We start from the raw sequence: 23,229 nt of genomic DNA, 5'->3' as shown, positions 1-23,229 counted from the left end.
TCAGCATTTTATTATGGTGATCCCCTGGGCGAAATGCGCCTGGTAAGCAGAGTTTTTGAAATGTAAGGCCTTTGAATAAGACAAAAGGCTGCCTCATCGCTAACTTTGCAACAGTGCCACAATGTGCGTAATGACCCCCCTGACCTCCAACCCGTCCTCATCGTCATCAGGTATAGCCCTGAAGTTATCCAGCTTATCGAGTTCCTGGAGACACCGCTTGGGGTGTAGTCGCAATCGCATGATCCTGAATTCTTGTTCCAGGACACAGAGCACCAAAGACCCGTCAACGGGCGTGCCCCCAAAATCTACTATGAGCAGCGCACCAGGCTTTATCCCTTCCCGGAAAGAGTAGGTATCACTTCGAAAAAAGAATACTCCCGGCGCTCCTGTATTACAGTGCTGATCGAGTGACAGCCTGTTTTCCTGGTAGTCGGTTGCTGGCGATGGAAAACCCATTTTTAACGGCCTCCGTTGGGGTTAAAAAGCATGAATGTCCGGTTCTCTCCTTCCTGAGTGGAAATGTCTTTAAAAACGGTCACGTAGGTTTCAATCCACTGATTTGCTTGGCGACAACTCCAGTGAAAATTAATCAGCGCAAGCTGGCTGACAAAGGCTTCTGTCGTAACTGTCTGACGACCGTTCGGCTCACGCTTAATGCTCGCACGCCAGGCTGAGTCAATTTCATAGTGTCTAGGCATGAAAAACCTCCGATCAATATAGCTGTATGCATATGGGTCTTCCCTTGTTGTGGTGGCTGAAGGCATGATAATGGTGTATTTAATCGCCAGAGGTCACCGCCATGGACGAAAAGTCCCTCTACGCTCATATTCTCAACCTGTCCGATCCGTGGCAGGTAAAGTCCCTTTCTCTCGATGAAAATGCCGGTTCTGTTACTGTCACTATTGAGATCGCTGAAAACACCCGGCTAGCCTGTCCGACCTGCGGTAAATCCTGTTCTGTTCACGATCACCGTCATCGTAAATGGCGCCATCTTGATACCTGCCAGTTCACCACTATTGTTGAAGCCGATGTTCCACGAATTATGTGTCCGGAGCATGGCTGCCTGACGTTGCCTGTTCCGTGGGCTGGCCCCGGAAGCCGGTATACGTTGCTATTCGAATCGTTCGTTCTCTCATGGCTGAAAATCAGCACCGTTGATGCTGTCAGGAAGCAACTTAAGCTCAGTTGGAATGCGGTTGACGGCATTATGACCCGGGCAGTTAAGCGAGGTCTTGCCCGGATAAAAAAGCCATTATCCGCCCGTCATATGAATGTGGATGAGGTCGCCTTTAAAAAAGGACATCGTTACATAACGGTGATCTCCGATCGCGATGGTCGGGCGCTGGCCTTAACGGATGATCGCGGCACAGAGAGTCTTGCCGGCTATCTTCGCACGCTCACTGATGGGCAGTTGCTGGCTATCAAAACGCTCTCAATGGACATGAACGCGGGCTATATAAGAGCAGCGCGTATCCACTTACCCAGTGCGGTTGAGAAAATCGCCTTTGACCGCTTCCATGTGGCGAAGCAACTGGGCGAGGTAGTTGATAAAACCCGTCAGAATGAACATCCGCACCTCCCTGTTGAAAGCCGACACCAGGCAAAAGGAACCCGCTTCCTGTGGCAGTACAGCGATAAGTGGATGACCGAATCCCGGCAGGAAAAGCTGATGTGGCTGCGTGCACAGATGAAGCTGACGAGCCAGTGCTGGGCGCTGAAAGAGCTGGCAAAGGATATCTGGAACAGGCCATGGAGCGAGGAAAGACGGAGTGACTGGCAGAGATGGTTGGCGCTGGCGGCTAACAGTGACGTTCCCATGATGAAAAATGCCGCGAAAACGATAGGAAAAAGGCTGTACGGGATCCTGAATGCGATGCGACACAGTGTCTCAAACGGAAATGCGGAGGCACTTAACAGCAAGATCAGGCTGCTGAGGATAAAAGCCAGGGGATACCGAAACCGGGAGCGCTTTAAACTGGGGGTGATGTTCCACTACGGAAAGCTGAATATGGCGTTCTGAGCCTTCCCACCATGATCGGGGAAGACCCATGCATATACAGTATAAAGAATCAGTTTTATTCTTCAACACACTGTTTATTATGTTGTAACTACTCCCTACCTTCAGGTTCATGGTTCATTTTGTTAACGGTCTGTTGCTTCACAGCTTTGCTGATAGTCGCCCGGCTACAACCCAGCACTTTTTGAATCTGGCTCCAGGAGCTGCCGCTCGCAATCAGCCTGTTTATGGCGTCATAGCGAGACTGATTAACCTGGCGGCCTTTATACTTCCCTTCCCTTTTCGCCCTGGCGATCCCCTGCTGCTGCCGTTCCCGGCGCTGTTCATAGTCTCGCCTGGCGACGGCGGCCAGCATATCCAGCAACATATCGTTTATGGCCGAAAACATTCGGCTGTCAAAATCATTGTGACCCGATGCGAGCCAGGTTGTCGGAACGTTGACGGCCACAACCCGGATATCTTTCTGCCGGATCATTTTCTTCAGTGTGTTCCAGTCCTCCCCTACCAGGCGTGAAAGCCTGTCCACATCCTCTACCAGCAAGATATCGTTTTGCTGACAATCTTTCAGGAGCCGGAACAACTCAGGGCGTTCAAGCTTAGAACCTGATTCATTTTCAATGTAGTAGTTACAGATGCTCAGGCCGCGCTCGATGGCGAAGGTATTTATCGTGTCCAGGGCGCGTGTTGCATCCTGTTCAGTCGTGGATGCGCGTAAGTAAGCTCTGACAAAGCCTTTCGGTACTGTTTGAGTCATTATAGGGAACCAGTTCATTTTGAGTTAACCAGACACACCCATACAGTACCCATTTCAGTTGGTTCAGGGAAGGCACACTCAAAAAGAACCAGCAAACAGACCCCAGCCCTATAGTGACAACGTCACACTAAAAATTTACAACATAAAGATGATGTAAAGACACACCAAGATTTACACCATAAAGCGCACATAAAGACACAGCAACATTTACCATGTAAAGACACCATAAAGATAAATATATCTTTATTTGTGCTTTACATGGTAAAGCCATTGCATTATAAAGACACTGTAAAGACAAAAGTATCTTTACGAAAAACACACCATGTAAAGACATTCATATCTTTACATGAGCTTTACAACATAAAGAGAGGGATTCTGAAATGGGTAAAATCTTGCTTGTCGTATCAGATAAAGGTGGGGTAGGCAAAAGCACCTACGTGGCTAACACAGGCTCAATGCTGGTCAACAAAGGTAAGTCGGTAATTATCCTGAAGACAGATAAAAACCACGATCTGTTGAGCTGGAACGAAAAGCGGACAGATAACGGCTTACTCACTATCCCGGTTCACGCAGCTTACGGAAACGTCAGCAACGAAATTAAGCGCCTTAGTAAGCTGTGTGAAGTTCTCATTGTCGATTGCCCCGGCCACGACAGCCAGGAGTTCCGTAGCGCCCTGACAGTATCAGATATCGTGGTGACACTGGTTAAGCCGTCCTCTGATTTCGAAAGCGAAACACTGACCAGTGTTACAGAGAAAATCCGCACCGCTCAGAAAGCTAACGCAGCTCTGGAACCGTGGGTGCTGTTCACCAGAATCAACTCAGCGAAACCCCGCCACAGAAAAGCGGCCATTGATCTGGATAAATTACTGCGTTCGGACAACATCTGGATTCAACCTCTGAAAACCCGGATATCCGAGCTGGATGTGTATGAAAGCGCCTGTAATGAAGGGGCAGGGGTACATGACGTTAGCCGGGCATCGAGCCTTTCAACAGCGAAAGCACAGATTGAACTTGTGGCACAGGAAATTGGCATTTTATAGAAATATCAACAATATTCATCGAAATCTTTACATTGTAAATACACCATAAAGATACTATGATATTTACAATTAATGCATACCGTACAAGGGGAAATTTTCATGGCTTTAAAACTAAACCGCCCGAACATCGATGAATCTCAGCAACCAGCAACAAACGCAGAAACCGCGCGTTTTATCTCCGGCGCTACCAGAGCGCCTGTAGCGGGTAAACCAAAGTTGATGAACTTCAGACTGCCAGCGTACTTTGAGGAGATCCTGGAAGCGGAGGCGCAGAGAACAGGCCAGAGCAAGACAACCGTTCTAAAGGCAGCGCTGGCCGCATTCGATAACCTGGACGAGAACCTGAAAAACCACTGGCTGCTTGAATCTGCAAAATTAGGGTAGCGTTATGGCTAAGAAAAAGAGATATGTTGTGATGGTTAGAGATAAACCAAATACAGCGGCAATCAGCGATTATTAGCCTGGTTAGTATGGTTCGCTAACAGGCATAATAAGGCCGTTGCCTATGACTGCGGAGAATGGATTGTCGAACCATCACATTGGTTAAGAATTGGAAATCCAAAATAGAAAGAAACCTAAGGAAAGAAAAATGTTCATATTCAGATATATTAAAACTCTTATTAATATCTACTTGTTATACATCCAACCGATATTGGGGATGTTCCTTATAGGTATAGGCTTATGGGGGTTCTATGCACCTGATGAGGGAACTTGTACTAATCTCAATATTGAGTTATGCGCTGTATCAGCTATTGATGTTCTGAAGCCTGCTATTTTTGTATTTTTAGGCATTATTACCGTTGCCGGATGGTACTTTACCGAACTTCAGCCGAAGCTAAGGGGGGAGGGCAAGTATATGAAGGTAAAAACAGGTGTAAAACCGGAAGATTTCGTTAAGTAAAAACCGAGCCTAAAGACGTTAACCGTGGGGGATTTATGAATAAATCATGGCTTGAACAACAGGTGCAAAATGAAAAATTAAAAAAAGTACAGGAAGAGAAAAAAGATGGCACTATCCAAAAAGGATTGTACAGGGTTCGTATAAAAGACAAATACAGGTGGGATTTGTGGGAAAATGATTTCAGAGTTGTTATTGCTTATTCGAAAGATGATGCAGAGCTAAAATTTACAGAAATGACAGGTTTTAATGAGCATTACTATATAGAAAGCATTGAAAAAATAGTGCTTTCAGATATAGAAAAAATCTTACTGGAAAACTGAAAAGATAGTTATCCAGAGGTTTAGTTAAATAATGGCGTCAGTTTTTCAACCAGTAGCAGATCGCTTAAACCGTCTAAAGAAACAACTTCTATACCAGAATCAACAAGTGAATCAACTCCACATACTTCACCGAAGCCGATAACCATAATCGGCTTTCGGTCTATCAAATCAAAAATCACCAAAGGCAATATTACACTGTTAATCGCTTCAAACTCCTGAAAAAACATTTCAGAGCCGTATTCGCTGGCAGGAAAAAGAATCTCACTTAATCTCAAACCATAAAAAATATGGTAGTGTTCTTTAAGGTTATCCTTTAAAATATTAACAGCCTTAGAATATTTTTCGTTAATAAACTCTTTAACCTGATATTTCATAACTCTCTCCAACAAGAACCGACTGTAGGTCACCGGGCAAACGTTGCGGAATGGCGTCAGAGACGTCATTTTGCGGCGTTTGCCCTATCCTGCATCGCAGTGAAAAGAACTCGCCTCGTGCGCTATGATTAACCGATGATAAAAGGCTGAAAGAAGCACTGCAAGCCGACTGGATAACATTGTTGCTTCACGGCTGATCATCATTGGTTGCCTCAGTGCTAGTGTGCTTTGCATCAGGAACCAGAAGACGATACCACGGCATTTTTTTGTTAAGCAGCTCCATCAGGGGAGTGGCAAACAAACTCAATCCCCACAGCGTTACGATTACTGGAATCGTGAAATTTTGCGGCGTCCAGAACTGGCGCTCAAGGTGGAACCATGTAACAACACAGAGCATTCCACCAATCCAGAAAATAGCTTTACTGAAAGCCCCCAGGACTGCCAGAGAAATAACAGAGACTAAATGCAGTGCGCCAGCCGTAGCAAGACGTAGATAAAACCAGAACCATTTAGCGTGCCGGATAACCGGGTTACCGTTCGTTTCTCGCAATCGTTTTTTACGTTCCCGGATGATTTCTTTTTTCAGCTTACTTCGTTCGGCTCCCTGCGGAAACTCATATATTTTAGCCATGTTTTGCCTCACTTATTCTTTTTTGGTGGAACGACTTTGTCAAACTCCTCTAAAAATGCCATATCATCTTCCGAAAAGGATGAGGATTTTTCATTTATACTAAACTCAAATCTAAGCATGTGAGCCATTCTCCCTTTTTTCCCAACAACAGAGAAAGATAACTGATTTATTTCCGTTTTCTCAATTATCTCATTAATGCTTTTATTGATAACATCACGAACAAAAAATGAGTATTTAGGATACTTATATTTCTTCTCCCCTTCCTCAATAGTATAAAGTCCCATTTCCTCTTTTAAATCATCCACGGATATATCAAAAGATTTTTTTGAACTATTCTGACTGTAATATTTCCTAATGACTTGATAAAGGTTTGTTGAGTTTACACTGTTCAACAACACAACTGATTTCAATACCTGAGTGGTATATCTATTTTCAGAACCAATCAACTTAGAAAAATATCGCTTAGCTGTATTTGTGAATTTTATCCGTACAGTTGCAAGATGATCGTAATAGGCACAGAATTCTGTTAAGTTTAAATCCAAGCGATCAGGTATTTTATTCTTAGATGATAGTATCCCAAGTTCATCAGCCAAATTTTTTAAATCATCTCTGTTTAAAACTAACGTAGTTGAAGAAAGAACTTTAGCTCCCTCTTTCAGAGCTGCATAAGAGGCATATTTATCTAAAGAAGTAGCTTTTGAAAAAAAGTCAGCATCAACCTCCAAAATATCATCATCTAACATTTCCTTTGTATCAATCTGGCAAAGAGCCAGAAAAAGCACTCTTTTTGCTGAAAGGGAAAGGGATGCAAGAGTTACCCCAACTTCATTTCTATGTCTAACTTTCGTTAATCCCGTTACTGTCTTCACGATAAGCCTCATATAACCTTTCCTATGTAGGCAAATCATAACCCCACAAAGGTTGTAATTCAAGACAACAATACAACCTTTAATTAAAAAACCTCTCACCTTTAGATATGAAGATCTGAGGATCTTCATATCTAAAGATAGCAACAACCGCATGTTTCACTTGATGTTCAGTCAAACTGTGGAAACCGTTAAAAATCTTCTCACCTTACGTGAAAAATCCTCTCACCTTACGTGAAAAATCCTCTCACCTTTAGCAATTTTTTTCCATAATTTTCAGGTAATTGAAGCGAGCTAAGTTTTTAAGTTTTTAAGATCAAGAAGAAAATATAAGGCTTTTAATGCACAGCGTCTGTGGATAACTCAGCATAAATCCAGAGGATAGATCCGTCTGGCCTCCCTGAGCACTGCACCACCAAAAATTGAGCAAATATTAACCTTAGCGCGTAAGTGCTCTATTGAAACCCCGTGGAAATTCCGCTTCCTCGCTCACTCGCGGGCTTCGCCCTGTCGTTCGGCTGCGGCGAGCGGTGTAATCTCTCTAAAAGATCCAGACGGGATCCTTTTCCGATCCAATTCTTAAATGCTCTCAAAAGCCCTCAGAGGCGTTTTAACCGCTTTAACCCGGTCATGGTTCAACGGAGCGGGTAAAATGCGCTTAGAACGTCATACAGCTCGTTTTTAACCTGATCCCTAATCAGGGGGTATAACAGAGGCGGCCAAAAAATCCGGCCTTGCTCGTCAGAGTATCTACCGCGCATTATCCCCGAACGGAAACCCGACCATCACAACACTTGCACAGCTTGCAGCAGTAGCCGGGTTACAGTTCACTCTCAGTAAGCCCAACCACTAACCTTTCAGACAAGCCCCTCATACCGGGGGGATTATTTCTTATGCCAGCAAAATTTCACGACCGGCGAGGATGGCCAAGTGTTTTTTGCTGGCAATTTTCGTGCAGCAGCTGGCGCCCGGATTCATTTTTTGCTGTCAGGCATCAATCGGTTTCAGCAACCCGCCCCGTAATTCGCTGCTAACGCATCTCATAACGCGCAGATACAGCGCCCCGCGCCAGTGTTTCACACTGACCCGGCGTACCGTTCGCAAGCTCACGCGCTAACTGCGACAGGCTAAACATCGTCTGATAGTCAGAAATTGGCCTGGCAGGGGTGAGGGGGGTTATCGCTCTCATTCGGGCTTGTTGGTTCGCCAGTCCTGGCGAACGTCTCCGGCGCGATGTTACGACAGCGCATTATGTAACTACAGTTCGCGCCTCTTTCGGAAATCCCTTCATGCGCGGTAAAGCAATATACATCTTTATGTAATCTTTACAATGTAAAGCATTAAAAATGATTCCATAACCATCATTTGATGGTATAATGAATTTGTTGGTTGGGAATGGTTCCCTGCCAGATTCCAGAAGCCCACACGGGCGGGAGCGAAAAATGAATATTCAGGAAGCATTAAACGTTTTTGGTTTATCCGGTGATCTGACTGAAAAGGACATCAAGGCGGCATACAAAAAAGCGGCTTTAAAATATCATCCAGACCGCAATCCATTGGGTGCCGAGCTGATGAAAGCAGTAAATGCTGCGTTTGATTTTCTCATGGCTAACATTGATAAAATCAATCAGTTTCAAAGCACTGATGAAAACGCACGTTACAACTACGGTGAAGATCTGGAAAAAGTTCTGAATACGCTTTCCGGCCTTACAGGGATTGTCTATGAAGTTATTGGTAATTGGGTCTGGATTAGCGGAGAAACTAAAGAACACAAAGACATTTTAAAGGAAATGGGCTGTAAGTGGGCATCTAAGAAAAAACAATGGTTTTACCGTCCTGAAGAACACAAAAGCCGCTGGAACCGTAAAGAACACAGCATTGAAGAAATTCGTGAAATGTATGGTACAGCGGGTAAACGTAAGGCGTCAGGCTGGACACGTGTAGAAGCAAGCGCATAACCGGAATGGGGGCGAAAGCCCCCTAGAACATGGCAAAGATTGATTCGGAGACACGTTGATGAAAAACAAGACCATAACGGAAGCGGAGCTGATAAACATTTTTGAAAGTTACGGAGCCTACATTTGCCCGGATGAGATCGAAGTTACAGCCAAAGAATGCAATGAAAATGGTTCAGTCTTGCACCGTGGCTTAAACGCAGAAGGATGGGCGCATCTTTTTGCGAAGGAAGAAGCATATCAGCAGGAATGCGAAGCCCAGGAAGCTGCAAGTGATGATGGACACTTTGATGAATAGTCTTAAAACTGCCGTAATTCGATTTACGGCTTTTTTATTGAGTTCAAAAGGCTGAATCGATGAAAGAACAGAAAAATTTCTTTGAACGGTATAAACCGGTGTTTGAAATCGTTTGTCGAATCCTGGGGAACGGCTGGCGTGTAAATCTGCTCGATGATTGCCAGTACAGGATTAAGCTAACCTCACCTGATTTTAAAAATTACTCTATACATATTCGAATGGAGAAAGGAAGGTTAGTTATCATTGGAAGCGTAGATAGTCGCAGCTGGAGAAGTCCTTACCATACTTGCACAGTATCGCCAGAGCGTAACCCTGTAGAAATCGCCGCCGATATTGAAAAGAAAATCCTGTCGGATGCTTTAGATAATGTAGATATGGCGCGAGAGTATGAACAACAGTTACAGCAAAAACGCGAGAAAAAACTGATCCTGAAAGGAATGCTATCTCGTTTAGTGCATCTTGAAAGCTGGCATGGGACATTGACCGGGTTTAAAGTTGAGAATGGGTTAGATGGTAACGTATCAGAACGGGGCGACGGATATGAAATGGTAATTCGTGGCCTGAGTGTAGATCAGCTCATAAAGGTAGCGGGGTTTATTAAACAGCTATGAGGCAAAAAATGAATGAAGTCCTGAGCGACAGGAAAAACAAAGGTAATGTAACATACAGGATTGTTGTGTCTGAAGATGCAACACGTTTGTTTATTGAACTTGAAAAACTGATGAAGGTACGCTCTAAAGAAGCGGATAAAAAAACAACTAAAAAGATTGTTTTCCAAAAATCATTTTATTACGAAGAATTCTCGAACGTTAAAGATGAAATTGATGATCCAATTTTATTGAAATTCTATACAGATACTATTGTGAAGGTACAAAATCATGAGTTTTAAGCCAACACCTGAAGAGGTGAAACAAGCACGTATTAAAGCTGGCTTTACGCAGCAGGAAGCCGCTGAACGGTTTGGTTTTACGTTATCAGCCTGGCAAGCCAAAGAAACATCCGGTAAAACGTCTCGTGGTTTAGCCGCTGGTACGTATGAATTACTTTTGCTCCTGGCTGATGAACATCCAGATTACCAGCTCGTTAAGAGAGAAAAAAATCAGGATAAAGTGACTAAATAAATTGCATTACCATCATATGATGGTATAATTTATTTGTAGGTCGGGAATAGTTCCTTACCATGATCCAGTAGCCCAAACGGGCGGGAGACTAAAATGAACACGTATGTTATCACTTTCCAGGCTTTAAACACTAAGAAAGAAAAAATCACCTGCTCTGCTTTTGTCCATTCAGAAACTCTCTTCCTTGCCGTTCATTCTTTCGAAGATAAAAATCGCGGTCGTGGTTATGTTATCACGTCTGTTAGTGAATTGTTGTCCGAGGAACTGACGGCGAAAAATTCCCTCAAGAAAAATATTAACTTTTGGTTTAATGAGTGTGGTTTAAGTAAATCTGAGGTTATAAACGAAGTAATTAACTGGAAGAATTTCGCATATACCCTTAAAGAACTGGAGGAAGCCAAAAATGAAGCGATAAGAGAACTGCGGAGTTAATCAATTAGGGGTGGTATCAGGTTGTGGAGGCAACCTGATACCGTGACACTCAATTCCCTCGCGAGGAATATAAAATGTCGGAACGCATGTTATCAGCAATACAGACTGTTGAAAAGGGTGGGCGTCCGGTTTTTCCCTTGATGCCATTCTCTGCTTTTCCTGAGTACATGGCATTACTCAGAAAAGCCCTGGAAAAGAAAGAAACAAAAGCACTGATAGAAAAACAGGAGGTGCTATGAAAAAACAGGAGTTTTTAGATTTTATCAGTGCAGAACAGAGGCGGGGAGCTGTCCGGTTTTCGCTGGGATTTAACAGCAAAGGGGAAATTGTATTGCACTGGACTAACGAGGCCGGGTTAAGAGTCTGGAGTATACTAAGCGGTAACAGGGGAAAAAGTCCCAGCCGGGCAAACCGGGAAAGAATGAGTAACCTCCGCCGCTGGCTCCATGATGCCCGGCAGGGCATGGAAGGCGACACACCAGAGGCAGAATAAAATTCCCGTTCCTGAATCGCCGAAGCCCTCCCGTTTACGGGAGGTGCTTTTTTTGTATATTCCGTAAAACAGCGCTCGCGCCCCCTGCCAGGCCATTCGCGTAGCGAATTTATTTCCGCCCAAGTTAGCCGCGAATCCGTTGTCTCCGGTCGCAGACGCACCAGATCACAGCCACGATAGCCTTTCATTTTTTGCATTTCGATGGACGCTGAAGCACAATTTATGTGTGGAGGTAGTTCACTGCGATGCAGGATAGGGCAAACGCCGCAAAATGACGTCTCTGACGCCATTCCGCAACGTTTGCCCGGTGACCTACAGTCGGTTCTTGTTGGAGAGTTTTATGAAAAAAGTTCAATTCAGGATTGAAGAAAGCCAACATGATGATCTACTTGATTGTCTTAAAACACTTTATCCAGATGAACCGGGTTTAACCGTGGCAAAAGGAATGAAGCTGCTTGCCAATGCTTTACTGAAAAGCAAGGTTAAAAATGAAGATGTTAATGTGTCAAAAGACAATGATGATTTTATCAAAACCACAATGTATTTGACAGGGAAACAAAGAACTTTAATAGAGAAAGCGGCTCATCGTCATGGCTGGAATTTATCCAGAGAATGTCGTTATCGAATCCAGACGACACTTGAAAATGAACTTGATTTTTTCGATCAGGAACTTCTGGTGATGAATCGTTGCCGTAATGCAATAGATAAAATAGGGCGAAACTTTCATTATATTATCGTTAATGATAATGCCAGAGTACTTGATAAAGATGGGTTCTATCAGGACGCTGAGCGGTTGAGTTCAGAGATAATGAGTCTCAAAAGTGAGTTTGAAAACTACATTATGTTATGCAAAGGGCGAACTGTTTCTAACAAGGTTGAGGTGTAATCATGGGCGTTTATGTTGACAAGGAATTCAGGGTTAAGCGTAAGTCCTCTGAAGCTGGCCGCAAGTCTGCTTTCGCCCATAAAGTTAAAAATGGTGGTAAAAACTATCAACGCAACGTTCAGGAACGTATCAACCGCAAGGGTGCCAGTAAGGAGGTTGTTGTCAAAATCTCAGGAGGTGCGATTACCCGGCAGGGAGTTCGAAACAGTATTGACTATATGAGCCGGGAGTCAGAGCTGCCAGTGATGAGTGAAAGCGGTCAGGTATGGAAAGGTGATGAGATTCAGGAGGCTAAAGAGCACATGATAGATCGTGCTAATGACCCTCAAAATGTTTTCGATGATAAAGGTAAGGAAAATAAAAAAGTAACCCAAAATATTGTGTTTTCACCGCCTGTATCAGCAAAGGTAAAACCTGAAGATCTGCTTGAGTCTGTCAGGAAAACGATGAACAAGAAGTACCCAAATCATCGTTTTGTGCTTGGCTATCATAACGACAAAAAAGAACATCCACACGTGCATGTCGTTTTTCGTATTCGTGATAATGACGGTAAACGAGCTGATATCAGGAAAAAAGATTTACGGGAAATTCGTACAGGTTTTTGTGAAGAGCTGAAGATGAAGGGCTATGACGTTAAAGCCACTCATAAGCAGCAGCATGGACTTAACCAGTCTATTAAAGATGCGCACAAAACAGCGCCAAAACGACAGAAGGGCGTTTATGAGGTTGTTGATGTTGGCTACGACCATTATCAGAACGATAAAACCAAACCAAAGCAGCATTTCATAAAGCTTAAGACACTGAACAAGGGCGTGGAGAAAACATATTGGGGGGCTGATTTTGGTGAGTTAACCACTCGCGAGAACGTTAAGAAAGGTGATCTTGTTAAGCTGAAGAAGTTAGGACAAAAGGAGGTGAAAATCCCTGCACTTGATAAGAACGGTGTACAGCATGGCTGGAAGACTGCACACAGGAATGAGTGGCAGCTAGAGAACCTGGGGGTTAAGGGCATAGACAGAATCTCTTCATCCAGTAAAGAGCTGGTGCTGAACAGCGCGGAGATGATTAAGAAACAGCAACTCCAGATGAGAAATTTCTCGCAAATAAAACAGTCGATGATTCAAAGCGAACAGAAAGTGAAAATCGGAATTCGTTTAGGATAATTCATACTCTCCGGTAACTTATTGATTAAGATCGATTTATTTATCTTGTTAGCAGAGTTTTTGTAAAAAGTAACTAGCGGTAAAAAATTTAGTTAACTTGACTATAAAATAAGCGCATGGTGATCAATCGATCTGCTTTTTTGTTATCAAATAGCATATGTATCTAGATATAAATAAAATACAAGCACAAACAAAATGAAATGTGTCGTAAATGCGATCTAAAGATCTGCTTGTGTGGTTGAACGCAGCACATGTAGCTGATAAAGTTTTTATGAGATGTAAATTTGTCCTTTTGTTTTTTTTCTCTGATTCGGGGTCATCCGAGTCGAGAGAGCGCCTGAAAGGAAAAACTATGGAATGGTATGTTTTGCAATTCACCACTACGAGATTTGCAGCAGTTTTTGCTCATCTCGAACGCCTGAACTTCTCTTACTTCTGTCCTATGGAGACTGAAAGGTATCGTCGCCCGGATAAGATAATTTCATATCGAGAAAGACGTTTGCCGCTTTTTCCCGGTTATCTTTTTATCCAGGCAGATTTTGAAGAGGTTCATTCCACTACAATAACTGCTATCCCTTACGTACAACGCTTTATCTCATTTGGCGGTGAGCCTTTACCTGTACCAGAAGATGTGATGGCGGAGCTTTTGTACAGACAATCACATACAACAGCTCAGGCAAATCTTTTAAGGAAATCAATTCCACACGATTTTGCTGAAATTCTACTCATGGATAATCCGCAGCAAAGAAGTATGGCTTTCATCCACTACATCACAGAGAGAAGCTTAACCCACAAAATGAAACGGAAGAAAAATGACTGCTACCCGAAAAAAAACCGCAACGAGACGCAAGCCCCAACGTAATACACTCTACCTGCCCTCAGCTTCTCGTGAGGAACTGGATAAAATTGCTCTGGAGATTGGCTATCGCAGGGGGCGACGTATTTCAAGCTCTGGTGTTGTCCAGTACCTCATAAAAAAATATTCCAGCCAGGCTATTGAGGAGCTGATAAACGAAGACGATGAAGACGATGACGACTTCGATGACTAACCATTCAGTCTAAACTTTCCGCGCTGTTCTGGCCGGGAGAAAATCATGTTATCTACTACTGCTTTTGCGGCGCTTGCTTTGCAATGCGCGGCCAGCGTTCATCCCGATACTGCGCATGAAGTTGCAAGGGTTGAATCTGGTTTTAACCCATATGCTATTGCCGAGATAATACCGAAGGTTGAACGTAAGCCCGGTGACAAAGGCGTAGTGTCCTACTTTCCCAAAACTAAGGAGGCTGCACTCCAGATCGTAAATCAAATTGAATCACGAAATCATCGTTACTCAGTCGGTCTTATGCAAATAACGAGTACGAATTTTGCAAACTTCAATACAACCGCTGAGAAAATGTTTGACCCCTGCGAAAATCTCAAGGTTTCAGAGCAAATTTTGGTGGATTGTTATAAACGTGGTGGCGATATTTTACGTGGCCTGAGTTGCTATTATTCCGGCAATCCAGAAACAGGAACTAAACCTGAATCAGATTTTAATAACACCAGTTATATACAGCGCATAGGGTTTAATCCGCCTGATAACAAAAAAAACTGGGTGGTTCCTTCAGTTAAAGATGCAATCAGAAAGGAGAATGTAACACAGAGTATCAAACCTAAAGAAGTTACCGTATATCCCCAATATGCCATGCGTGGCACTGTTTTAGATGAAAAGGAAACAAACGATGTTAAAACTCAATAAACGTTATTTAACTCTTTCTGTATTTATGGCTGCATTGATGCTTTGTGTAGCAGAACCCGCCTTTGCTGATGATGTATCCACTAAAACAACTGGCTTCTTGCAGAAGATTATCGATTTTCTGACGGATATCCGTAAGCCAGCAATCACCATCATTGCGCTGGTAATTGGTTATATCGCTATCTTCTCACGCCAGCATGCAGCGTGGATTACGCCTTTAATTATCGGGATTATCATCTTTATTGTTGCGCCATATCTGCCTGACTGGTTAGCGTAATATGTAATAAAAGGGGGCGTAAAAATGAGTACCGTTTTTAAAGGGCTGACACGCCCCGCTTTGATTAGGGGGCTGGGCGTTCCGCTCTACCCCTTTCTTGGAATGTGCGTTATCTGCGTTTTGCTTGGTGTCTGGATTCATGAGGCTATGTATGCCCTCATCCTCCCTGGCTGGTATGCCATCAAGCGAGTTACGAAGATAGATGAACGCTTTTTTGACCTGCTTTATCTGCGAATGCAAATCAAAGGTAATCCTCTGGCAAACAAGCGCTTCAATGCCGTCCATTATGCGGGGAGTTCGTACGACGCAGTCGATATATCGAAAGTGGACAATTTTATGAAGCTTAAAGACCAGTCTTCTCTTGAAGAGTTAATCCCGTATTCATCACACATCACTGATAACCTCATTGTTACCAGAAACCATGATCTACTGGCGACCTGGCAGATTGACGGAGCTTATTTTGAATGTGTAGATGAAGCGGATCTAGCCTTGCTTACTGACCAGCTCAATACGCTGATACGTAGTTTTGATGGGAAACCCGTTACCTTTTATACGCATCGTATTCGGGTTAGAAAAGAAGTGCGACCTGTATTTGACAGCAAGATCCCATTCGTCAACAGAGTGATGAACGATTATTACGAATCGCTTTCGGCGGCTGAGTATTTTGAAAACAAATTATACTTAACCGTATGCTATAAACCGTTCAGCGCTGAAGATAAAGTGACGCATTTTCTTTCAAGGAAAAAGGGTAATAAAAATATCTTCGAAGAACCCATTAATGATATGAATGAAATATGTGGCAGATTGAGCACCTATCTCTCCCGGTTTCATTCCCGTCGTCTTGGGTTATATGAAGAAAATAATATAGTTTATTCAGAACAGCTTACGCTGTTCCAGAAACTGCTATCCGGGCGCTGGCAGAAAGTCAGAGTCACCAATAGTCCGTTTTATACATACCTGGGTGGTAAAGACCTGTTCTTTGGTAACGATGCTGGACAAATCACTGCCTCTGACCATGCCCGGTACTTTCGTTGCATCGAGATCAAGGACTACTTTCAGGAAACGGATGCCGGAATTTTTGATGCACTGATGTATCTCCCGGTTGAGTATGTACAGACTTCCTCTTTAACTCCGATAGACAAGCAGTCTGCAATCAAGGCGCTGGATGATCAGATCGACAAACTCGAAATGACCGATGATGCCGCTAAATCCTTGCTCGCTGATTTGAAAGTTGGTCTCGATATGGTCTCCAGCGGCTATATTTCTTTCGGGAAAAGTCACCAGACACTGATTGTTTACGCAGATTCGCCGGAGCGTCTGGTGAAGGACACCAATATTGTAACGACGACCCTGGAGGATTTAGGGCTGATCGTAACCTATTCAACCTTGAGTCTTGGCGCAGCGTATTTTGCTCAGTTACCTGGTAACTACACGTTACGGCCACGCCTGAGTTCTATCAGCAGTCTGAACTTTGCCGAAATGGAAAGCTTCCATAATTTCTTTACGGGCAAGGAGAAAGGAAATACCTGGGGTAACAACCTTATCACCCTGGGCGGCTCAGGAAATGATATTTATAACCTGAACTATCACATGACTACCGAGCATCAAAATTACTTCGGTAAAAACCCCACGCTGGGGCATACCGAAATTCTTGGTACGTCAAACGTGGGTAAAACGGTAGTGATGATGACTAAGGCTTTCGCCGCCCAGCAGTTCGGAACGCCGGAGTCTTTTCCACCTGAGAGGAAATTAAAGAAGTTAACTACAGTATTTTTCGACAAAGATCGGGCAGCGGAACCCGGTATACGTTCAATGGGAGGTGCTTACTTTCGGGTGAAAGAAGGAGAGCCGACTGGCTGGAACCCTGCGGCTTTGCCACCAACCAAACGAAATATTTCCTTTATGAAAGACCTGGTGAGGCTACTTTGTACGCTTAACAGTGAGCCGCTTGATGATTACCAGAACCGCCTGATTTCTGATGCCGTTGAGCGCCTGATGCAGAGGTCAAACCGCTCTTATCCGATCAGTAAGTTGCGACCACTCATTCTGGAGCCTGATGATACTGAAACCCGGCGGCATGGGCTTAAAGCACGCCTGAATGCCTGGGTGCAGGGAGGGGAATTTGGCTGGGTGTTTGATAACCCGGACGATACGTTTGATGTGGACAACCTGGACGTTTTCGGTATAGACGGAACGGAGTTTCTGGATAACAAAGTACTTTCCAGCGCCGCTTCATTCTATCTCATCTACCGTGTCACCATGCTGGCTGATGGCCGCCGACTCCTTATCTACATGGATGAGTTCTGGCAATGGATTAACAACGAAGCGTTCAGAGATTTTGTTTATAACAAACTCAAAACCGCGCGTAAGCTGGATATGGTGCTTGTCGTAGCGACACAATCGCCGGATGAACTAATTAAATCACCTATCGCGGCTGCCGTTCGTGAGCAGTGCGCAACACATATTTATCTGGCGAACCCCAAAGCGAAACGTAGTGAGTACGTAGACGAGTTGGAAGTGAGAGAACTTTATTTTGACAAAATTAAAGCCATTGACCCGTTATCTCGTCAGTTCCTGGTCGTCAAAAACCCACAGAGGAAGGGGGAAAGTGATGATTTTGCGGCTTTCGCAAGACTGGATTTGGGAAAAGCGGCGTATTACCTACCGGTTCTCAGCGCATCGAAACCCCAGCTTGAACTGTTCGATGAAATCTGGAAAGAGGGTATGAAGCCGGAAGAGTGGCTTGATACCTATCTGGAACGTGCAAACCTGATTTAAGGAATCCCTATGAAAAAGCATATCGTTGCGGCACTTATCGCCTCTGTTACGGTTATTTCTGGTGCTCAGGCTGGTGTTCCCGTTGCCATTGATGCAAACCCTGAATGGGCTGTCGAAGCGCAGCGCTGGACAGAACGCCTCAAACAGTGGCAGGACACCGTGAACCACTACCAGAAACAGATTAATGCCTATAAGCAGGAGCTGCTGACCAAAACGGGCATTCGTGATGTTCAGGGACTGGTGCAGTCTGCGCAATCTGTCAGTAAGGAGCTGGAGAATATTTACGACCAGGGGAACTCCTTCATTGATGATTACATTAAGAACCCGGAAGCCACCCTGTCTGAGCAAGCCAGATCACTACTGGCCGATTATAAGGTGACAAACACCTGTAAGGGGCTGGGATATACGGGCGACCTGGTGCGGGGCTGTGAAGCCTCGTTCCTGTCCCAACTGGCGGGGATCGAGTACGGCAATAAGCTGGAAAGTAAACTGCGTGAAGATAATCAGGAAATGGCCGACCTTATCGACCAGGTGAAGAACGCCCAGGACACGAAAGCCACGCAGGACGCGACAAACGCTGTATCTCTGGCAAGCCTGAAATTTAACAAGCTCAAATTTCAGTATGAAATGTATCGCGATAAGCAGCGCGATCTTGCAGAATACAAGGAGAAAATGTTACAGGCTGCTTTCCAGGAGAAACAATTAGGGGCTGTTAATAAAGAAACTCCAGTTGTTGATTATAAGGCAGCATTTGAGCAGCAGAGTTATGAAATGAACTGAGGGGGCATTTTGAAAAAATATGGATTAGTTGCGGCGTTGGGGCTTACATTCTTTCTTACCGGGTGTGAAGAGGTTAAATCTGTAGACTGGTGGCAGTCTCACGTAGACGATGCAACGAAAAAAGTAGCTGAATGCAAAAAGTCTGGGAGTGATAGCGAAAATTGTAAAAACGCTAAGGAAGGTTTGTTTAGGTATAAGCAATTACATCCTAAGCATGTTGACTATAAAGATGCATTCAAAAATGTATTGGGTAAAGATGGAAGTTAAAAGGAGCCACTATGGCAACTTCTAGGTATTTCCAGGCCGCTCATGACGTTATTGTTAAAACTCTTGACCAGTCTTTGACTGGTCAGTTAGATAACTTTTCTTCAATAGCGTCTCAGTTGGGTAAGTATGGTATTTCCATTTATATATTGTGGTATGCTTATACCACAATAGTTGGGAAGCAAAAAACCGCAGTGCAGGATTTTTTATGGAATCTATGTCGATTCTGGTTAATTCTTGTTTTTGTCAAAAATATGGGGGGGTGGTTAGATAGTGCAACTCAGGCCATTGATGGGCTGAAGGAAACATTTGCAGGAGGTGATCCTTGGAAATGGGTTGACGAGCTTTGGGAGAAAGTTCAGCAGGTAGCTGCATATCTTATGTCCAAAGATACTTCGAAGTATGTGAAAACAGATGGGGCAATCGCATCTTTATTAACATATGCTGGAGGGATAATTGCATTATTGCTAACTTCAATAGTTTATCTCGCCGCCGAAGTTACTATTAAGATACTTACTATTACCGCGCCGTTGTTTATTATTTGTCTTTCATTTGGTTTTTTAAGGCAGATGTTTAATAGCTGGCTTCAGTTAATATTTAGCTCATGCTTCATATTCTTGTTTTGTGGACTGGCAATTAAAGCGGGAATGACGTTCCTTAATGGCATTCTGACAATCTCGATAGCTAACGCAGATGAATTAAATCTGATATCAACAGGTGCTCAGGCCGGGGTTGCAGGTGCATTTATGGCCTGGATTATCTGGCAAGCCAAAACCTATGCTTCCCAGCTCGCAGGGGTAGGTGTTGAAGGCGCGATGCAAGGGGCAGCCGCAATGGGGATTGGTGCTGGCGTGTTCGGCGCTTCCCGTATGGGGCGTAATCTGCTTGGTATGGGTAAAAATGCAGGGATTGGCGCATGGAAAGGCGTTCGCCGTCAGGATGGAGGGTTCAACCAGTCTCCTGGTGTATCCGGTAAGTTGGGGAATCTGACCGGGCAGGGCGTTAATATTGGCGCTAAGAGGCTTCGCCAGGCTGCGATAGATGCGGCGAAAAAGAAATATGGAGGTTAACCGATTTATTATTTAAATCTGTCAACTCTGAGTATTCCGCAGTAAATATTCACTCCTCTATTTAGGTTCTCACATTATGAAACTACTTATCACGGCTATCGTGACGCTTTGCCTTGTCGGATGCCAGGCGTCACATAAACAACCTCCGGTATCCGGAAAAAGCGAACCTGTTAATTCAGCAGAGGTAATGCGCAATGGGGTTTAAACTCTCAGGATTAAAACTTCCCGGTTTTAACAAGAAAAAAGAAGTAACAGACTCTTCAACTACTTTTGAAGAGAAAAATGTATTGATGCAGGAGAAAATGAACCGCATTTATAAATTCGGTGGTATTGCAGGAATTGCCGTAGGTGTGTTGTCTCTGCTGGCACTGAATGGAGCGCTACCGTTAAAGAGTACGGTTGTCGAAGCTTATCTTATTAATGGTGTCACTGGCGTTGCTGAAAGACTGACTTCTGTTAAAAAAGAAAACCTCTCTGAAAATGAAGCGCTGGCGAAATACTTCATTACTCAGTATGTGAAGCGTCGTGAAGGGTATAACTATTTCAGTCTCCAGCATGATTATGATTATGTTCTGTTATACAGCGCTGAGAATGTGGCGACGGATTACAACGCTTTAATCAACGGCAACCAGTCACCAAAGGTTATTTATAATAAAGCGGAAAAAACCGCATCTGTTCAGGATAATCCGTCCGTGATTATCAGTCCGTCATCCCGGCGCGATGATAAGGATATGGGAGCATATATCCGGTTTAAATTAACCATTCGAAATGTCGCGACAGGCCAGGATGATTATGAATACTGGAACGTCCGGTTGACCTACCGTATTGAACCACAGGTCGAAATGGCATCGGGTGACCGAAACAATAACCCGCTTAAATTCGTTGTAACGAGCTATGTACGCGATAAAGAAGTGAAAGGGTGAAAACTATGAAAATGAATAAAGGAGCGCTAATTGTGGCGCTTCTGTTGGTGTCGCACGTCTGCCATGCAGCCGTTACGCCAGCAGCCAGCCGTTTTGATCCCCGTAATCAGATTGTCAGTTATAACCCGCAAAACACGACAGTCATAAACAGTGCGGTTGGCTATACAACCACACTGGTATTTGACGAGGATGAAACGGTCATCAGTGCCAGAACCGGCTTTCCCCAGGGCTGGGAAGTGAACAAAGAAGATAACCTGGTGTATCTCGAAGTGAAGCCCGTCAAACAGACCGTACAGAAGAACAGTACCGATGACAATGGCAACCAGTCTTCAGAGGTGGTCAGTGTAGCCCTTGATCCTGAAAACGACCTGGAACGCTGGCGAACAAACCTGTTTGTTCGCACAACAAAACGTAATTACAGCATGGAGCTGAACGCCCGAACGTTCCGGCAGCCGGATAAGATCGCGTTTGTTGTTAATTACCAGTACCCGCAGGAACGCCGGAAGGAGCAAGCCGAAATCGAGAAGAAACGGATTGAGGCTCTTAACAAGCGGCAGGAGGAGCAGGCAATCAACCGTTCTCTTGAAAATGCGAAGTCGCCCAAGAACTGGGATTACTGGAAGCGGGTAGCTGACGGCAGCCAGTCAATCAGCCCGGATTATGCGTATGACGATGGCCGCTATACCTGGTTTGGCTTCAGCCCCCTGAAGAAAATCCCCAGCGTCTTTGTTATGAGCGGCGAACAGGAAACGCTGACTAACCCGGTAGTCAAAAACAGCGGTAGTTTCACCGTTGTTGGTGTTCCTGTAGACCAGCGCTTTGTTTTGCGTATGGGAAATCAGGTTGTTGGGGTTGAAAACCGGGGCTTTGGCAAAGTCCGTCTTCCGGCAGGAGATACCGTTTCCCCGAACGTTGAGAAAGAGGTGATCCAGTGAGCGAACAGGAAAATAAAATCCCGACCGCTGTAGAAATTGAACAGGCACTACGGGAACGGCATCAGAAAGAAATTGAGCAAAACGATAAAACGGATAAGGGAGATGAAGATGACGGTAAATCAGTAAAACGCCTGGGTATCGAGAAGCTTAAAAAATCGCGTAAGGGGCTGGTGATTATTGTGGCCGCTTTCCTTCTGCTGGCCGCCGGGGTGTCTGTCTACTATATCCCGTCGATTATTCGTGCAATGTCCAGCGGTGATGATAAGCCTGCCAGTAATGCGGTATCTACTGGTTCAGTAAAACGCGCGACAGGACTCAGCGATGATGTTGATCCATTCAACACCAGGGAAGAACCGGCTAAGACGGAAGAACGGAAGGAAAGCAGCGGCAAAGCGGAAACGCCACCGGAAAAAGTACAACAAAACTTCAGTCGTGCGCTGGATGTGGCCTATGGGGGGAGCAGCTCTGCTTCCTCAAATTCCGGTGGTAGCTCATCAACGGCCAGCAATACCAGGAACGAGGGGGACGGCAGTGACAAACAGGCAGAGGTTCAGCCTGTTAATGCAGGGCAACCCGCGCAGCTTTCTAAAATTACGCGCGTTCCTTATGACCCTAACCTTTTCATTCCTGAAAATACCGCGATTAAGTGCTCGCTGGACAGACGATTTATTTCTGATCTGGCTGGCAAGCTGGTCTGTACGATTAATGAGGACGTATACAGTGCAAACAGGAATGTAAAGCTAATTGAAAAGGGAACAGCCGCATATCTGATGTATAAAACGGGCACGTTCAATCATGGTCAGGGAGCCGTGTTTATCGCTGCTACGAAGCTTAGAACACGTAAGGAACCTTTCATTGATATTCCGCTGATTGATACACAGGCGGCGGGAGCGCTGGGTGAGGCCGGGGCTTCAGGCTGGATTGACACACATTTTGCAGATCGCTTTATGGGCGCGATGATGGTTGGCATGATCCCCGATGTGGCACAGGCCGCAAGTGGAGCGGCTAAAAGTAATAAAGACAATCAGACCGACTATACAGCTAACAGTCGCCAGGCTTTTGCTGATATAGCACGCGAAGCGTTTGCAAACAGCGTAAATATCCCTCCAACGCTTTATAAAAACCAGGGGGAAATCATTACTCTGATCGTTGGTCAGGATTTGGATTTCTCCAGCATCTACAAATTAAAAATGGTGGGTACCCGGAGGTAAT

The 23,229-nt window shown here is 44.5% G+C and carries 32 protein-coding genes and 1 pseudogene; 27 read left to right on the top strand and 6 right to left on the bottom strand.

Going from position 1 to position 23,229, the window contains the following annotated elements; all coding sequences use genetic code 11:
* Nucleotides 1–99 precede the first annotated feature (99 nt).
* Entirely contained in the window at nt 100–456 is a 357-nt protein-coding gene (locus tag ACOTX5_RS22385; protein WP_004199403.1) for a S24 family peptidase, read from the bottom strand.
* A gap of 2 nt (nt 457–458) precedes the next feature.
* A complete protein-coding gene (locus tag ACOTX5_RS22380; RefSeq protein ID WP_001549892.1) occupies nt 459–698 on the bottom strand; it encodes a hypothetical protein in 240 nt (79 codons plus the stop codon).
* A gap of 101 nt (nt 699–799) precedes the next feature.
* Here ACOTX5_RS22380 and ACOTX5_RS22375 point away from each other — a divergent pair, with 101 nt between their 5' ends.
* Entirely contained in the window at nt 800–2,020 is a 1,221-nt protein-coding gene (locus ACOTX5_RS22375; RefSeq protein WP_000343760.1) for an ISL3-like element ISKox3 family transposase, read from the top strand.
* A gap of 88 nt (nt 2,021–2,108) precedes the next feature.
* On the opposite strand, the gene ACOTX5_RS22370 is transcribed toward ACOTX5_RS22375, so the two are convergent.
* A complete protein-coding gene (locus tag ACOTX5_RS22370; protein WP_001549893.1) occupies nt 2,109–2,771 on the bottom strand; it encodes a recombinase family protein in 663 nt (220 codons plus the stop codon).
* A gap of 380 nt (nt 2,772–3,151) precedes the next feature.
* On the opposite strand from ACOTX5_RS22370, the gene ACOTX5_RS22365 reads away from it, so the two are divergent.
* The 4 genes from ACOTX5_RS22365 to ACOTX5_RS22350 all read left to right on the top strand — a co-directional run bounded on the left by ACOTX5_RS22365 (nt 3,152) and on the right by ACOTX5_RS22350 (nt 5,035).
* Nucleotides 3,152–3,814: a division plane positioning ATPase MipZ gene (locus ACOTX5_RS22365; RefSeq protein WP_000516402.1), complete on the top strand. Its 663-nt coding sequence runs from the start codon at nt 3,152–3,154 to the stop codon at nt 3,812–3,814.
* Nucleotides 3,815–3,913: 99 nt separating this feature from the next.
* Nucleotides 3,914–4,198 carry a hypothetical protein gene (locus ACOTX5_RS22360; RefSeq protein ID WP_001185481.1) on the top strand — a complete coding sequence of 95 codons (285 nt, stop codon included), beginning with the start codon at nt 3,914–3,916 and terminating at the stop codon, nt 4,196–4,198.
* 205 nt (nt 4,199–4,403) lie between these two features.
* Complete coding sequence (locus tag ACOTX5_RS22355) at nt 4,404–4,715, top strand: hypothetical protein (protein ID WP_000469598.1); 312 nt, start codon at nt 4,404–4,406, stop codon at nt 4,713–4,715.
* 35 nt (nt 4,716–4,750) lie between these two features.
* Nucleotides 4,751–5,035, top strand: a complete 285-nt coding sequence (locus tag ACOTX5_RS22350; protein ID WP_001043731.1) for a hypothetical protein — start codon at nt 4,751–4,753, stop codon at nt 5,033–5,035.
* A gap of 20 nt (nt 5,036–5,055) precedes the next feature.
* Here ACOTX5_RS22350 and ddp1 (ACOTX5_RS22345) read toward each other — a convergent pair whose 3' ends face one another.
* From ddp1 (ACOTX5_RS22345) to ACOTX5_RS22335, 3 genes are all read right to left on the bottom strand, one after another.
* Nucleotides 5,056–5,409 carry a DNA distortion polypeptide 3 gene (gene ddp1 / locus ACOTX5_RS22345; RefSeq protein ID WP_000877224.1) on the bottom strand — a complete coding sequence of 118 codons (354 nt, stop codon included), beginning with the start codon at nt 5,407–5,409 and terminating at the stop codon, nt 5,056–5,058.
* Nucleotides 5,410–5,596: 187 nt separating this feature from the next.
* A complete protein-coding gene (locus ACOTX5_RS22340; protein WP_001074369.1) occupies nt 5,597–6,040 on the bottom strand; it encodes a hypothetical protein in 444 nt (147 codons plus the stop codon).
* Nucleotides 6,041–6,048: 8 nt separating this feature from the next.
* The gene (locus ACOTX5_RS22335) at nt 6,049–7,062 is read right to left on the bottom strand and encodes a replication initiation protein (protein WP_001348704.1); all 1,014 of its coding nucleotides are present in this window, start codon (nt 7,060–7,062) and stop codon (nt 6,049–6,051) included.
* A gap of 544 nt (nt 7,063–7,606) precedes the next feature.
* Here ACOTX5_RS22335 and ACOTX5_RS22330 point away from each other — a divergent pair.
* From ACOTX5_RS22330 to virB10, 22 genes and pseudogenes are all read left to right on the top strand, one after another.
* Nucleotides 7,607–7,759, top strand: a pseudogene (locus ACOTX5_RS22330) (DNA-binding protein); the annotation flags it as partial.
* A gap of 589 nt (nt 7,760–8,348) precedes the next feature.
* Nucleotides 8,349–8,864, top strand: coding sequence for a DnaJ domain-containing protein (locus tag ACOTX5_RS22325; protein WP_001025390.1), 516 nt, complete (start codon nt 8,349–8,351; stop codon nt 8,862–8,864).
* A gap of 58 nt (nt 8,865–8,922) precedes the next feature.
* A complete protein-coding gene (locus ACOTX5_RS22320; protein WP_000792381.1) occupies nt 8,923–9,159 on the top strand; it encodes a hypothetical protein in 237 nt (78 codons plus the stop codon).
* A 59-nt stretch (nt 9,160–9,218) separates the two neighbouring features.
* On the top strand, nt 9,219–9,770 hold the full coding sequence (locus ACOTX5_RS22315) for a hypothetical protein (protein ID WP_000662998.1): 552 nt from the start codon (nt 9,219–9,221) through the stop codon (nt 9,768–9,770).
* A gap of 65 nt (nt 9,771–9,835) precedes the next feature.
* A complete protein-coding gene (locus ACOTX5_RS22310; RefSeq protein ID WP_004208549.1) occupies nt 9,836–10,048 on the top strand; it encodes a hypothetical protein in 213 nt (70 codons plus the stop codon).
* Nucleotides 10,038–10,280 carry a hypothetical protein gene (locus ACOTX5_RS22305; RefSeq protein WP_000008707.1) on the top strand — a complete coding sequence of 81 codons (243 nt, stop codon included), beginning with the start codon at nt 10,038–10,040 and terminating at the stop codon, nt 10,278–10,280. The genes ACOTX5_RS22310 and ACOTX5_RS22305 overlap by 11 nt, the downstream gene beginning before the upstream one ends.
* Nucleotides 10,281–10,373: 93 nt before the next feature.
* Nucleotides 10,374–10,712, top strand: coding sequence for a hypothetical protein (locus tag ACOTX5_RS22300; RefSeq protein WP_001099725.1), 339 nt, complete (start codon nt 10,374–10,376; stop codon nt 10,710–10,712).
* A gap of 74 nt (nt 10,713–10,786) precedes the next feature.
* Nucleotides 10,787–10,951: a hypothetical protein gene (locus ACOTX5_RS22295; protein WP_000004083.1), complete on the top strand. Its 165-nt coding sequence runs from the start codon at nt 10,787–10,789 to the stop codon at nt 10,949–10,951.
* On the top strand, nt 10,948–11,205 hold the full coding sequence (locus ACOTX5_RS22290) for a hypothetical protein (RefSeq protein ID WP_004199355.1): 258 nt from the start codon (nt 10,948–10,950) through the stop codon (nt 11,203–11,205). The genes ACOTX5_RS22295 and ACOTX5_RS22290 overlap by 4 nt, the downstream gene beginning before the upstream one ends.
* Before the next feature lie 340 nt (nt 11,206–11,545).
* Nucleotides 11,546–12,091, top strand: coding sequence for a DNA distortion polypeptide 1 (ddp1, locus tag ACOTX5_RS22285; RefSeq protein WP_001348698.1), 546 nt, complete (start codon nt 11,546–11,548; stop codon nt 12,089–12,091).
* Between the two features lie 2 nt (nt 12,092–12,093).
* A complete protein-coding gene (mobP1, locus tag ACOTX5_RS22280; protein ID WP_004199101.1) occupies nt 12,094–13,254 on the top strand; it encodes a MobP1 family relaxase in 1,161 nt (386 codons plus the stop codon).
* 352 nt (nt 13,255–13,606) lie between these two features.
* Nucleotides 13,607–14,116, top strand: a complete 510-nt coding sequence (locus ACOTX5_RS22275) for a transcription termination/antitermination NusG family protein (protein WP_000455437.1) — start codon at nt 13,607–13,609, stop codon at nt 14,114–14,116.
* Nucleotides 14,067–14,303 carry a hypothetical protein gene (locus ACOTX5_RS22270; protein ID WP_001348696.1) on the top strand — a complete coding sequence of 79 codons (237 nt, stop codon included), beginning with the start codon at nt 14,067–14,069 and terminating at the stop codon, nt 14,301–14,303. Before ACOTX5_RS22275 ends, ACOTX5_RS22270 begins: the two co-directional genes overlap by 50 nt.
* A gap of 45 nt (nt 14,304–14,348) precedes the next feature.
* Entirely contained in the window at nt 14,349–14,993 is a 645-nt protein-coding gene (locus ACOTX5_RS22265; protein WP_000953538.1) for a lytic transglycosylase domain-containing protein, read from the top strand.
* On the top strand, nt 14,977–15,267 hold the full coding sequence (locus tag ACOTX5_RS22260; RefSeq protein WP_000916156.1) for a TrbC/VirB2 family protein: 291 nt from the start codon (nt 14,977–14,979) through the stop codon (nt 15,265–15,267). The genes ACOTX5_RS22265 and ACOTX5_RS22260 overlap by 17 nt, the downstream gene beginning before the upstream one ends.
* Before the next feature lie 24 nt (nt 15,268–15,291).
* Nucleotides 15,292–18,045: a VirB3 family type IV secretion system protein gene (locus ACOTX5_RS22255; protein ID WP_015060057.1), complete on the top strand. Its 2,754-nt coding sequence runs from the start codon at nt 15,292–15,294 to the stop codon at nt 18,043–18,045.
* A gap of 9 nt (nt 18,046–18,054) precedes the next feature.
* Nucleotides 18,055–18,825 carry a type IV secretion system protein gene (locus ACOTX5_RS22250; RefSeq protein WP_000716326.1) on the top strand — a complete coding sequence of 257 codons (771 nt, stop codon included), beginning with the start codon at nt 18,055–18,057 and terminating at the stop codon, nt 18,823–18,825.
* Nucleotides 18,826–18,834: 9 nt separating this feature from the next.
* On the top strand, nt 18,835–19,092 hold the full coding sequence (locus tag ACOTX5_RS22245) for an EexN family lipoprotein (RefSeq protein WP_000759841.1): 258 nt from the start codon (nt 18,835–18,837) through the stop codon (nt 19,090–19,092).
* 11 nt (nt 19,093–19,103) lie between these two features.
* The gene (locus tag ACOTX5_RS22240) at nt 19,104–20,159 is read left to right on the top strand and encodes a type IV secretion system protein (protein ID WP_000235886.1); all 1,056 of its coding nucleotides are present in this window, start codon (nt 19,104–19,106) and stop codon (nt 20,157–20,159) included.
* Nucleotides 20,160–20,353: 194 nt separating this feature from the next.
* Nucleotides 20,354–21,082: a virB8 family protein gene (locus ACOTX5_RS22235; RefSeq protein WP_004199085.1), complete on the top strand. Its 729-nt coding sequence runs from the start codon at nt 20,354–20,356 to the stop codon at nt 21,080–21,082.
* A 5-nt stretch (nt 21,083–21,087) separates the two neighbouring features.
* Complete coding sequence (locus tag ACOTX5_RS22230; protein ID WP_000783386.1) at nt 21,088–22,017, top strand: TrbG/VirB9 family P-type conjugative transfer protein; 930 nt, start codon at nt 21,088–21,090, stop codon at nt 22,015–22,017.
* Nucleotides 22,014–23,228: a VirB10/TraB/TrbI family type IV secretion system protein gene (gene virB10, locus ACOTX5_RS22225; RefSeq protein WP_001295060.1), complete on the top strand. Its 1,215-nt coding sequence runs from the start codon at nt 22,014–22,016 to the stop codon at nt 23,226–23,228. Before ACOTX5_RS22230 ends, virB10 begins: the two co-directional genes overlap by 4 nt.
* Nucleotide 23,229 lies beyond the last annotated feature (1 nt).

Origin of the sequence: Enterobacter cloacae complex sp. IR5441 (genome assembly GCF_049238215.1) — a bacterium.
Lineage (GTDB): Bacteria > Pseudomonadota > Gammaproteobacteria > Enterobacterales > Enterobacteriaceae > Enterobacter > Enterobacter hormaechei_C.
This window is presented reverse-complemented; position numbering and strand designations above follow the sequence as displayed.

Excerpts from the sequence above, each read along its gene's own strand:
- ACOTX5_RS22385 (WP_004199403.1), bottom strand. The coding sequence starts at position 456 with ATGGGTTTTCCATCGCCAGCAACCGACTACCAGGAAAACAGGCTGTCA.
- ACOTX5_RS22380 (WP_001549892.1), bottom strand. The coding sequence starts at position 698 with ATGCCTAGACACTATGAAATTGACTCAGCCTGGCGTGCGAGCATTAAG.
- ACOTX5_RS22375 (WP_000343760.1), top strand. The coding sequence starts at position 800 with ATGGACGAAAAGTCCCTCTACGCTCATATTCTCAACCTGTCCGATCCG.
- ACOTX5_RS22370 (WP_001549893.1), bottom strand. The coding sequence starts at position 2,771 with ATGACTCAAACAGTACCGAAAGGCTTTGTCAGAGCTTACTTACGCGCA.
- ACOTX5_RS22365 (WP_000516402.1), top strand. The coding sequence starts at position 3,152 with ATGGGTAAAATCTTGCTTGTCGTATCAGATAAAGGTGGGGTAGGCAAA.
- ACOTX5_RS22360 (WP_001185481.1), top strand. The coding sequence starts at position 3,914 with ATGGCTTTAAAACTAAACCGCCCGAACATCGATGAATCTCAGCAACCA.
- ACOTX5_RS22355 (WP_000469598.1), top strand. The coding sequence starts at position 4,404 with ATGTTCATATTCAGATATATTAAAACTCTTATTAATATCTACTTGTTA.
- ACOTX5_RS22350 (WP_001043731.1), top strand. The coding sequence starts at position 4,751 with ATGAATAAATCATGGCTTGAACAACAGGTGCAAAATGAAAAATTAAAA.
- ddp1 (WP_000877224.1), bottom strand. The coding sequence starts at position 5,409 with ATGAAATATCAGGTTAAAGAGTTTATTAACGAAAAATATTCTAAGGCT.
- ACOTX5_RS22340 (WP_001074369.1), bottom strand. The coding sequence starts at position 6,040 with ATGGCTAAAATATATGAGTTTCCGCAGGGAGCCGAACGAAGTAAGCTG.
- ACOTX5_RS22335 (WP_001348704.1), bottom strand. The coding sequence starts at position 7,062 with ATGCGGTTGTTGCTATCTTTAGATATGAAGATCCTCAGATCTTCATAT.
- ACOTX5_RS22325 (WP_001025390.1), top strand. The coding sequence starts at position 8,349 with ATGAATATTCAGGAAGCATTAAACGTTTTTGGTTTATCCGGTGATCTG.
- ACOTX5_RS22320 (WP_000792381.1), top strand. The coding sequence starts at position 8,923 with ATGAAAAACAAGACCATAACGGAAGCGGAGCTGATAAACATTTTTGAA.
- ACOTX5_RS22315 (WP_000662998.1), top strand. The coding sequence starts at position 9,219 with ATGAAAGAACAGAAAAATTTCTTTGAACGGTATAAACCGGTGTTTGAA.
- ACOTX5_RS22305 (WP_000008707.1), top strand. The coding sequence starts at position 10,038 with ATGAGTTTTAAGCCAACACCTGAAGAGGTGAAACAAGCACGTATTAAA.
- ACOTX5_RS22300 (WP_001099725.1), top strand. The coding sequence starts at position 10,374 with ATGAACACGTATGTTATCACTTTCCAGGCTTTAAACACTAAGAAAGAA.
- ACOTX5_RS22295 (WP_000004083.1), top strand. The coding sequence starts at position 10,787 with ATGTCGGAACGCATGTTATCAGCAATACAGACTGTTGAAAAGGGTGGG.
- ACOTX5_RS22290 (WP_004199355.1), top strand. The coding sequence starts at position 10,948 with ATGAAAAAACAGGAGTTTTTAGATTTTATCAGTGCAGAACAGAGGCGG.
- ddp1 (WP_001348698.1), top strand. The coding sequence starts at position 11,546 with ATGAAAAAAGTTCAATTCAGGATTGAAGAAAGCCAACATGATGATCTA.
- mobP1 (WP_004199101.1), top strand. The coding sequence starts at position 12,094 with ATGGGCGTTTATGTTGACAAGGAATTCAGGGTTAAGCGTAAGTCCTCT.
- ACOTX5_RS22275 (WP_000455437.1), top strand. The coding sequence starts at position 13,607 with ATGGAATGGTATGTTTTGCAATTCACCACTACGAGATTTGCAGCAGTT.
- ACOTX5_RS22270 (WP_001348696.1), top strand. The coding sequence starts at position 14,067 with ATGACTGCTACCCGAAAAAAAACCGCAACGAGACGCAAGCCCCAACGT.
- ACOTX5_RS22265 (WP_000953538.1), top strand. The coding sequence starts at position 14,349 with ATGTTATCTACTACTGCTTTTGCGGCGCTTGCTTTGCAATGCGCGGCC.
- ACOTX5_RS22260 (WP_000916156.1), top strand. The coding sequence starts at position 14,977 with ATGTTAAAACTCAATAAACGTTATTTAACTCTTTCTGTATTTATGGCT.
- ACOTX5_RS22255 (WP_015060057.1), top strand. The coding sequence starts at position 15,292 with ATGAGTACCGTTTTTAAAGGGCTGACACGCCCCGCTTTGATTAGGGGG.
- ACOTX5_RS22250 (WP_000716326.1), top strand. The coding sequence starts at position 18,055 with ATGAAAAAGCATATCGTTGCGGCACTTATCGCCTCTGTTACGGTTATT.
- ACOTX5_RS22240 (WP_000235886.1), top strand. The coding sequence starts at position 19,104 with ATGGCAACTTCTAGGTATTTCCAGGCCGCTCATGACGTTATTGTTAAA.
- ACOTX5_RS22235 (WP_004199085.1), top strand. The coding sequence starts at position 20,354 with ATGGGGTTTAAACTCTCAGGATTAAAACTTCCCGGTTTTAACAAGAAA.
- ACOTX5_RS22230 (WP_000783386.1), top strand. The coding sequence starts at position 21,088 with ATGAAAATGAATAAAGGAGCGCTAATTGTGGCGCTTCTGTTGGTGTCG.